At 64.1% G+C, this 9,205-nt stretch carries 9 protein-coding genes and 1 pseudogene; 1 reads left to right on the top strand and 9 read right to left on the bottom strand.

Features of this window, described 5'->3' with window-relative positions:
* Positions 1–84: 84 nt before the first annotated feature.
* The 9 genes from BUC15_RS17935 to BUC15_RS17900 form a co-directional block, all read right to left on the bottom strand.
* Positions 85–1,473 (bottom strand): IS110 family RNA-guided transposase, encoded by a 1,389-nt coding sequence (locus BUC15_RS17935; RefSeq protein WP_217652067.1) that lies wholly within the window; start codon positions 1,471–1,473, stop codon positions 85–87.
* Between the two features lie 303 nt (positions 1,474–1,776).
* Positions 1,777–2,913 (bottom strand): glycosyltransferase family 4 protein, encoded by a 1,137-nt coding sequence (locus tag BUC15_RS17930; RefSeq protein WP_073191226.1) that lies wholly within the window; start codon positions 2,911–2,913, stop codon positions 1,777–1,779.
* Between the two features lie 101 nt (positions 2,914–3,014).
* Positions 3,015–3,518 (bottom strand): hypothetical protein, encoded by a 504-nt coding sequence (locus tag BUC15_RS17925; RefSeq protein ID WP_139280353.1) that lies wholly within the window; start codon positions 3,516–3,518, stop codon positions 3,015–3,017.
* Positions 3,515–3,646 carry a hypothetical protein gene (locus tag BUC15_RS21030; RefSeq protein ID WP_281249309.1) on the bottom strand — a complete coding sequence of 44 codons (132 nt, stop codon included), beginning with the start codon at positions 3,644–3,646 and terminating at the stop codon, positions 3,515–3,517. Before BUC15_RS21030 ends, BUC15_RS17925 begins: the two co-directional genes overlap by 4 nt.
* A gap of 66 nt (positions 3,647–3,712) precedes the next feature.
* Positions 3,713–5,308: a hypothetical protein gene (locus tag BUC15_RS17920; RefSeq protein ID WP_073191220.1), complete on the bottom strand. Its 1,596-nt coding sequence runs from the start codon at positions 5,306–5,308 to the stop codon at positions 3,713–3,715.
* Positions 5,305–6,033: an ATP-binding cassette domain-containing protein gene (locus BUC15_RS17915; RefSeq protein ID WP_073191217.1), complete on the bottom strand. Its 729-nt coding sequence runs from the start codon at positions 6,031–6,033 to the stop codon at positions 5,305–5,307. The genes BUC15_RS17920 and BUC15_RS17915 overlap by 4 nt, the downstream gene beginning before the upstream one ends.
* A gap of 95 nt (positions 6,034–6,128) precedes the next feature.
* On the bottom strand, positions 6,129–6,344 hold the full coding sequence (locus BUC15_RS17910) for a hypothetical protein (RefSeq protein WP_073191212.1): 216 nt from the start codon (positions 6,342–6,344) through the stop codon (positions 6,129–6,131).
* Between the two features lie 138 nt (positions 6,345–6,482).
* Positions 6,483–7,601 (bottom strand): sensor histidine kinase, encoded by a 1,119-nt coding sequence (locus BUC15_RS17905; RefSeq protein WP_073191209.1) that lies wholly within the window; start codon positions 7,599–7,601, stop codon positions 6,483–6,485.
* A 350-nt stretch (positions 7,602–7,951) separates the two neighbouring features.
* The gene (locus tag BUC15_RS17900) at positions 7,952–8,593 is read right to left on the bottom strand and encodes a response regulator transcription factor (protein ID WP_073191206.1); all 642 of its coding nucleotides are present in this window, start codon (positions 8,591–8,593) and stop codon (positions 7,952–7,954) included.
* Positions 8,594–8,864: 271 nt separating this feature from the next.
* Here BUC15_RS17900 and BUC15_RS19695 point away from each other — a divergent pair.
* Positions 8,865–9,205: pseudogene (locus BUC15_RS19695) on the top strand (DEAD/DEAH box helicase); the annotation flags it as partial.

Below are 9,205 nucleotides of genomic sequence, written 5' to 3'. Positions count from 1 at the left end.
TGAGCACTAACCGGAAAATGACTTGGGGGTGGGCAGGGTCTTGCGCCCCGGGGGTGGGTTCCGGGGTGTGAGGGTTGTTAGGGGTCAGGCCATGGGTTGTAGGGAGACTTGGTAGCCGAGTGCTTGGAGGTCTCTGACGTGGTTTCGGACCTTTCGGTTACCGTCCACGCGGGTGGCGTAGTGGTCTGCTCCGAGTTCTTGGTACGGGGTTTCGGGGTTGGCCAGGAGGTGCCAGATAGAGACCAGGATCGAACGGGCGACCGCTACCAGGGCTTTGAGTTTGCCGCGGCGTTTCACAATACGGCGGTACCGTTGGCCGTAGAAGGTGTGGGTTCTACCTGCCGAGCTGGCTGCTTCACCGAGGACCCCTTTGAGGTACGGGTTACCTTTGCCGGTGCGACCGTTGGTTCGTTTCGCTCCGGATTGGATGGTACGAGGCGACAGTTTCGCCCAGGACACCAGATGGGCTGGAGTGGGGAACCGGCTCATGTCGAGGCCGATCTCAGCGATGATGGTCTGGGCGCTACGAGTGGCGATACCAGGGATCTTGCTGAGACGCTCAACAGCAGGCGAGACCACGGCATCGGGTCCGGTGCCGATGCCCGGGCCGGTGACGCCATCTCGATCGGTTCCCTGCGCTGCCGGGATCTGATCGATCAACTCGGTCAGCCGGCCGGTGATCTGGTCGATCTGACGGGTCAGGGAATCGATCTGGTTGAGCAGGATCCGGGCAAGTTCACCATGATGGGTATCGAACCGGCCGGTGAGAGCTTCGACCAGTTCAGCATGCTTGACCTTCATCCGGCCCCTGGCCAAACCAGCCAGCACCTTCGGGTCCCGCTCGCCAGCGATCAACGCTTCAATCATGTCGCGTACCGAGAGCGTGTCCATCGAACTGGCCACGGCCGATACCTTGATCAGAGCATCCTCGAGCAACTTCTCCAACCGGGCATAGTGGCGGGTGCGTTCATGGGTCAGATCGACCCGCATCCGGGAGTAGTCCCGCAGCACCCGAATCTCAGTAGGAGGCACGAACGAGGGCCTCAGCATTCCCCGCTCGGTCAGCTTCGCTAACCACACCGCGTCCAACTTGTCGGTCTTCGGACGCCCAGGAGCCTGTTTGACGTCATGGGCCCTGACCAGCTGCACATCCAACCCGGCAGCCTCCAGCAGATAGAACCAGATCCGCCAGTAATCGCTGGTGGCCTCCAAAGTGACCTTCATGACCTGCTCCTGGACCAACCGGTCACACATCTCGATCACCGCGTTGGTCGTGGCAGGCACCTCCCACACGCGATTGGATCGTTTCTGTTTGACCGGGTCAGGTACCCGTAGGCACACCATCCCCGAAGCCTTACCAACATCGACAGCAGCCACCCGCTCCAGGATCTGCTCATGATCCTCATCCGAGAACTCCTCAGGCTCCATCATCGCCGCACCCTCCCTTCCGTTGAACAGCAGCGAATCACTCAACAACGGGTGCCCAGGGGGCCAAGTCAGGTAAAAAGCTGAACTCTAACCGGCGTGCTCGTAGCAACAGTGCGCGACCCGAAGGGTCAAGGCCCAACGCCAGACTATCCGACGGGTTCCAGTCCCAAAGTGTGTCACCGGCGTCACGGGCACCCAGCCCCATTTTCACGCCCGCGCGGCGTCCACGGAAGTGGAAAGATGGACTATCCGGGGTTCGTTCGGGCAAGGACCGCGTTGTCAGTAGACAACGCAGTCAGCCGGGAATCGAGTCCGGGATAGTGCTCAACGCCCACCCAGCAACAGCGGTCAGGCGGCGATCGACTCGCCGCGCACCGACATCCCGATGGCCTTCTCGTAGTGGCCGATGAGTTCGGCGACCACGCTGTCCCACGTGCGGCTCAGCGTCGACTCGCGTGCCGCGCGGCCAAACGCCCGCCGCTTGGTGTCGTCGCCGACCAGGTCTTCGACTCTCGAACGCATGGCTCTGAGGTCTCCCGGCTGGTACAACCAACCGGTGCGTGACGGGTCGACCAGGTCGATGGGGCCACCACGCCGAGGTGCCACGACCGGCAACCCCGAAGCCTTCGCTTCCTGGATCGCCTGGCAGAACGTCTCCAACTCGCCGGGATGGACGAACAGGTCGAGGCTGGCCATCGCGCGGGGGAGTGCGTCGCCCTCCAACTGGCCCAGGAAGATCGCATTCGGCAGCGACGCCTCCAGTTGGGCGCGTTGCGGGCCGTCGCCGATCACCACCAGCCGGGTGCCGGGGATCCTGGCAACCGAGGTGAGATCTTCCACCCGCTTCTCGCTGGCGAGCCGTCCCATGTAGCCGATGACCTTCTCGCCGTTCGGCGCGAACCAGGCCCGCAGCGACGCATCGCGCTTCCGTGGGTCGAAACGCACCGAGTCCACGCCCCGACCCCAGACCCCCACGCGCGGGATGCCCTGCGCGATCAGTTGGTCGCGGGCGAACGTCGACGGCGCGAAGTTGAGCGACGCCAACGAGTGCACTCGCCGCACCTGGTGCCAGAGCAGCGGCTCGACGTGTGGAAACCCGTAGCGGGCGGCGTACGTCGGCACCTCCGTCTGGTAGATCCCGACGATCGGGATGCCCAGCTTCGCCGCGACCGATGCCGCCTTGTAGCCGACGATGAAAGGGGCGGCCAAGTGGACCACGTCCGGCTGGAAGTTGGTGAGGATACGCTCAAGCGTGAAGGTGGAGGTCATGACCACGCGAACCTGGTCGTAGAACGGTAGCCCGATGGACTGGACCGCCTCGACAGGGAACCCCAGATGGTGGTCGGGGGTCCGGTCGCCGTCCTGCGGCGCGATCACCAGGGCCTCGTGCCCGTTTGCCCGGAGAAACTCCAGAATGCGAAGAACTGAGTTGGTCACTCCGTTCAATTGCGGGAGGAACGATTCCGCGACTATGGCCACACGCACGGTGCCTATGCTACTCCCGCCGCTCCCAGGACCAATTCCTGTGCGGCGAAGGCTGGATGAAGGGGGCATGAAGTCTCGGGAAACGACGTCGCGCGCGACGCTCAGCCTGGGTGGCTCCGGGTGATGAGTGCCCGTGTGGAAACGATGACAGTGCGCCCGTCGCCGAATGCCGGAACAAGGAAGACGACATGGGAGAGATAACACCAGGTGATCCAGGAGCCCGGGGCGACCATGTACAGCAGGCCCCCGAACAGGAGGTAGGTACCGGGGCCGACCAATGCCACCAGGAGCGCCGAGCGGGCCCCCATCTCGCCTTCGGGGGTAAGCGACAGCCGCCAGCGGCTGTTCTCAACCCGGATCCTGCGGACTCCCCCGCACAGCGCCAACCCTCCTAAGTGTGCGAGTTCATGGAGGAGGTAGGACGCGGCGACGCCGCCGATCAGGAACGCCCCGACGTCGCATGTCAGCCGATAGAGCCAGCCGTCGTGTTCCAGTACCGCGGCGAGCGCCCAGAAGCCGCCGACGACGATGAGGAGGGGAGAAACGGAGAGGGCCACCACCCGAAGCAGGCATGGAAGTGCGTCTGCTGCCGGGTTGCGCCTCATGCCTGCAGGAGATGGTTGCGGTAGTCGCGGAGCCGGGCGTGGATGAGCATTGCGAGGAAAACCGTGACGGCGATCGCCAGAACGCTGACCAGCAGCGGCAGCGGATCCGCCAGTCCGATGTTCATCATGAACGACGAACTGTCCGTCGGGGTCGCCTCGAAGAGACGGATCCGAAGAACCCGACGCTCCTGGAATCAACCTCGGGCGTTGAAGCCATGAGATACAGCAGGGTGCCGACGACGATGATCAGGGTGCCCATGGCGCCCGCCACCAGGCAGCCGATTGCGTTCAGGAAGAGTGACATGGCGAGTCCTCGATTCATTGGTGTGGATAGCCAGGACGCTCGCGCCCGCTGCGAGGATGTGCAGCGCGACGAGCAGTGGGATGGTGGTTGAGTTGGGGAGATCGAGCAGACCGCTGACGATCCCGACGAAACCGAGACACAGACACAGCACCAGCAGCCCCAACAGGACGCTGAACGGGTTGTCGTTCTCGGCGGGGAACGCACAGCCCACGAGTACGGAGAACAGAACCGATCCGAGCACTGCCAGGATCGGCGCCGGGGCGCCCGCAAGCAGCGCTGGCCTGACAGCACAGGCGATTGCGGTCAGCACCACCAGCAGTGCACCCACGACGGCCAGTTCCGTGCCCAGGATCCGCCACCAGATTCGGAGGGCCGACTGGTCCGGGTGCATGGCCCTGGCCCCACCGGTGTTGCCGTAGTGGTACATCCCGGGGATCACGAGAAGCAGCCCCGCCCACAGCGGATGCATCCCCCCGCTGATGAGCAGGTAGGTGAAGAGGGCCGAACTGAGCGACATCCCGAGCCACAGATGGCCGTTCCGCAGTGCGTATGCGAGGTGCAGCCCCCAAGCGCCGTGCGGCAGCCAGGGGAGGGGCAAATTGGTGAAGCGGGTGTTGCCCGGGGGAACCACCGGGGCTGTGGCGAGGGCTATCAGCCAGAGGCAGGGGAGCAGCAGCGCCGCGCTGATGAGAGAGAAGGGACCAAATGATGCAACCATCCAGGGAAATAGGTTGACCCCGAGAAGCATCCTTTCGCCGTCGCCAATGCTGACGGTGGTGACCATCCTGGGAATCTGGGAGTTGAACAGCAGCAAGCCCGCAAACACGATCAGCAGCAGGATGCTCTGCCGGGCTCGGAGCAGACCCAACCTGGTGAGAAGCCGATCGCCCAGGTTGTACAGGATGGAGAGCAGCAGGTAGCAGGTCAGAGCGGTCAGCAACGGTGTGCAGGCCAGCCACACCCCTGACGGGCCGAGAAGCAGCAGCGTCGCCGTCAGCGTTGCTGCCGTCAACAACGAGATCAGGACTGTTACCGAAACGACCTCGAACCACAACATGGCCGCCCGTCGCTCCTGGTTCGTGACCGGTAGCTGGTAGGTCAGCGTGAGGAAGGACTCGGAGCCCCCCAGAATCAGCCTCAGCCCGAGGAAGATGGCGGTGGCCATCATGGTGACCGAGATCGTCGCAAGGTCGTGAACGTAGGTCCACATCATCAGGTCGTTGCCGACGGGTTTCAGAAACTGGAAGGCGATCACCGCACCTCCACCCGTGAAAACCAGCACCGCCCCGGCCAGGAAGGCCCGCGTGCCGGGGGAGCGCAAGGGGCCAAGGCTCAGCACGCGGCGAATGACGTAGCGCCCGAACATCCTGGAGATGATCGCGCTGCGTCGCAGGCTGTGGCCGTGCCCAGGTGTGGGGATGGACGACTGCCCGCCCAGGTGCGCCGCGGCGGGGGTTTCGTTGAGGCGCGGAGTCCAGGCGCTCACCGCTGCCTCCGGTCGTCCAGGTGGTCGAACACCATCTGCGAGATGCCGCGGTGTGAGGCGACAACGTCTCGTACCGGGGCGTCGGCGACGACTACGCCATGGTCAAGGAACAGCACCCGGTCCGCAACCCGTTCGAGCATCGAGAAGTCATGCGTGCACAGCAGGATCGAGCGGCCTTCGGAGCGCATCTTCACGAACTCCTGCTCGGCGAGGTACTGGGCCTCCAGGTCGATGCCGTTGACCGTCTCGTCGATGATTGTGAGGGGTCGCCTCTGCAGGATTGCGGAGATGAGCTGGGTCTTTTTGCGCATCCCATGTGAGAAGTCCTCAATGAGGTCTTCCAACCTGCCCGCCATGCCGTACTCCTCGAAGAATGACCGGGCGGCCCCCACATCAAGGGACCTCCCGTATAAGTCGCCGATGATGGTGAGGTACTCACGGGCCCGGAGAAACTCTGGGAGATGGTCATTGCTGGCCAGGTACTGTGCCTCGGGCCTGGCGAGTGCAGATTGGCAATGGTGCCCCGACAACAGAAGGGTGCCGCTCTTGAGGTGCAGGAGGTCGAACACCAGCTTGATCAGTGTCGATTTTCCTGAGCCGTTCGGTCCGATCAGGCCGACGATTTCGCCTTCGTCAACGTGCAGATCCACCCCACGCAGCACCTGGACGGTGCCGTCGTAGGAGAATCCGACGCTTCGGGCCTCCAGTAGGCTTGGCACGTTCATGGATTCACCTCCTTGGGCGTGGGGGTGGGCCCGTCGCATCGGAGACACCCGCCACAGTTGTCAGTTGTTCAGCGCTTGCACTCGAGCCCGACCTGCTAGCCGTTGTTCCAGTACCAGTGCCCCGTGAACCGGCCCTTCTGATTCACGACGCACCAGATGGCCATCCCAGCGAGCAGGGTGGCAGCCAACGCCAGGACGACCGCTATGAACACCAGGAACCAGGCGTCGTGGCGGACGAGCAGGGTGTCGAACTTCGTCTTCGCAAGTGACCCGAGCGGGCTGCTCGTGATCGAAACCTCATGCACGGACATGCACTCACCTCGTTGTGTGACCCGCCCCGGATGGTTGGGCCATGCTCAGGAGACTAGAAGCGCGAAGGCGCTGGAGTGCAGGGACAGGGGTGAGCGTCACCCTTGGTGGACATGACCGTCACCGAAGGCGGTCGCTCCTCACCTGGAGGAGGCCGGGTTCTGAGGAAGTTTCGTGCGCAACAGCCAGCGCCCGGGTGTGCGCACGACCTCGCAGGTCCCGTTCAGCAGCGCGACCCGTTCCTCGATCCCGAGCAGTCCCATTCCGGAGTGGTGATTCCGGGCTGCTGTGCGCGGCACGTTGGAGAACTCCCCGATGATCAGGCCGTCGGTCTCGAACAACCGAAGCGAGCAGCAGCTTCCAGGGCGGGCGTGCTTGAGGATGTTGTTCGACGCTTCGGTGATGATTGCGCTCATGGTCTGCGCCCGGGCCGGGCTCAGCGCCTCAACCGATACCTCGGTTTCCACCGTGAATCCGCCACCTCGGAGCCGCTCGGACTGGGTACTGAGGCCCAGCTTCAAGGTGTCGGCGTCGGGAGTGCCGGAGGCCGCGATGTGGTTGGGCGACCGGTCACGCAACGCCGATAGGAGTTGCCGGAGATCGTGGGCCGCAGCCGCGCACTCCGTGGCGATGGCGTCGACCTGAGCCCGCGCGGTTGCCGGCACCTCGTCGTCCAGCGTGACCAGGTTCGCGCGCATGGCTGCGCTCGACAACGTCTGCGCGACGGTGTCATGCAACTCGCGGGCCAACTCGGCGCGCAGATCGATGAGTGCCCGTTCCCGTTCGTTGCGCTCCGAGACGATCCGTTGCTGGATTCCGTGCCATGCCATGCCACCGGTGATTGCAAGGCAACTCAGCATGAGCAGGAGCAACGCGGTGTCTCCTCGGTAATCCTCCGCGATGGAAAGAAAGACCATGCTGATGGCAACCATGGCCAGGAGAACTCCTGAGATTAGGAACCGTCTGGGATGGGAGAGCCGGAAGGCCGCGAAGACGTTGATGAATGCCCCAAGCCCGCTGATGCTGGCGGGTCCTGGGGTGAAGGGCACCCAGAGCAACAGTCCGATGGAGGTCAGGATGGCACCGGCTACCGGACGTCGGCTGGAGATCGCGCTGCCTGTCAGCGTGGTCACGTCGACCAGCCACCACCAGTGCCAGGTGGCCTCACGGTTGAACGCCAGCGAGACGCCCAAGAGCATTGCGGCCACTACAGGTTCGAACCAGGTGGCCTTGACCTTCTGAGGCGCCCGGTCGCTCATGGACCGGAAGCATAGTGCGTCAGGAGTCAGGAAGTGTGGCAGAGCCACGGTAGCCGCTTGCACAGCTCGGGTGGGAGCCGCCTCGGAATGATCCCGGCAAGTCTTCGTCTCAGTGGTGAGCCCACGGGTGTGGTCGTCGCCAGCTTCAAGGCAGCAACGGTGTAGGCGCTCAGTTCAATAGCCTGCAAGCAAGAGTCGGGGTCGGGCACCGCAGCCTCCTTGTGGGTCGTATTCGCTGCGCCTCGAAACCTACGGGGGAACAAGCACGGCTGCGGCACAGTCGAGGCAGGGATCACCGTCCGCGCACTGGATGTAGCCGACAGGGGTTGGTCGATCAACCTTCGGTGCGGTCAAGCACCGCGAAGGCCCCACTCGTGGGCCTTCACGGCCAATTGTGCGCAGTTCCGGGACCCGGTCCGGGTGAGGAGTCGACTCACGTAGGTCTTGACGGTGGTCGGCGACAGGAAGAGTCGCCCCCCGATCTCGACGTTGTTGAGGCCTTCTCCGACGAGGCGGATCAAATCCAGTTCCAGGTCTTTCAGGTCTGACGGCGGTGGCGAGGCTCGGGGGATGGAGGTCAGCAGGCTGGTGATCAACCGGGGTGAGACGACGGCCTCGCCGTTGAAGGCGCTTCGGATCCCGTGCAGCACCATCTCGGGGCGGTCTACCTTTAACAGAAAGCCGCACGCTCCCGCGTACAGCGCCTCGCGCATCAGGTGTTCGTCCGCCAGAGCGGTGAAGCACAGCACCTGCGGAGGGTTTGGGAGCGCCGTGACCCGACGGGTCAACTCGACGCCATCGTGGCCGGGCATGTTGATGTCGGTGAGCAGAACGTCGGGGCGCTCCTGTTCAACCAGTCGGAGCGCGGCTACGCCGTCAGCGGCCTCACCCACGACCTCGATGTCGGGTGCGGGCCGAAGATACGCGTGGATCGCCTGGCATACGAGCGGATCGTCCTCTGCGAAGACGAGACGGATCTGGCTAGGGGGCATGCTGACTCCGACCGCTCTGTTGGACCAGGCCGCAGAAGGCGGATTAGCCCGGCGACCGTGGAGCAGTTAGTATAGGTGGGTTGCCTCCTGCCTGTTGATGATTGGTGCGGGGCTCTGGAACCAGAAGGTTCCCTGCGGAGGTGCACCAGATTCCTCCGCCCAGGTGCCGGGCCATCTTTTTCAACGAGATGCCGCATCCCGGTGAGTAGAAGCCCCATCTGAGGTCCCCCATGTCGGGACCCAGCGCCCAGACAGGTTAGGAATCGACCACATGGCAGACAAGCACGCCTCCAAGTCATACAAATCAGACGGAACACCCAAGAAGCGGTGGAGTTCCGAACAACGCGCAGCCAAGGGCCACGGCCCCCGCAAGCGCGGCGGACAGCCTCGCGACGGTGAGCCGCGCAACCGCGCAGAACGACGCAAGGCGCAGTTCGCCGACCGGAGCCCCGAGCAGTACCAGGACCGGCGCAGCGACGACCGTGGCCCTCGCGACGACCGCTACCAGGATCGTCGCCGTGACGACCGTGGCCCTCGTGATGACCGGTTCCAGGGTCGCCGCGACGATCGCTATTCGGATCGTCCCCGTGACGACCGTGGCCCGCGTGACGA

Source organism: Tessaracoccus bendigoensis DSM 12906, from assembly GCF_900141915.1.
Taxonomy (GTDB): domain Bacteria; phylum Actinomycetota; class Actinomycetes; order Propionibacteriales; family Propionibacteriaceae; genus Arachnia; species Arachnia bendigoensis.
Note: the sequence above shows the minus strand (reverse complement) of the source record. Positions and strands in the feature narration are given on the sequence as shown.

What these genes read in the sequence shown, in the direction of transcription:
- BUC15_RS17925 (WP_139280353.1), bottom strand. Translation starts at nt 3,518, where the DNA reads ATGAGGCGCAACCCGGCAGCAGACGCACTTCCATGCCTGCTTCGGGTG.
- BUC15_RS21030 (WP_281249309.1), bottom strand. Translation starts at nt 3,646, where the DNA reads ATGATGAACATCGGACTGGCGGATCCGCTGCCGCTGCTGGTCAGCGTT.
- BUC15_RS17915 (WP_073191217.1), bottom strand. Translation starts at nt 6,033, where the DNA reads ATGAACGTGCCAAGCCTACTGGAGGCCCGAAGCGTCGGATTCTCCTAC.
- BUC15_RS17910 (WP_073191212.1), bottom strand. Translation starts at nt 6,344, where the DNA reads ATGTCCGTGCATGAGGTTTCGATCACGAGCAGCCCGCTCGGGTCACTT.
- BUC15_RS17905 (WP_073191209.1), bottom strand. Translation starts at nt 7,601, where the DNA reads ATGAGCGACCGGGCGCCTCAGAAGGTCAAGGCCACCTGGTTCGAACCT.
- BUC15_RS17900 (WP_073191206.1), bottom strand. Translation starts at nt 8,593, where the DNA reads ATGCCCCCTAGCCAGATCCGTCTCGTCTTCGCAGAGGACGATCCGCTC.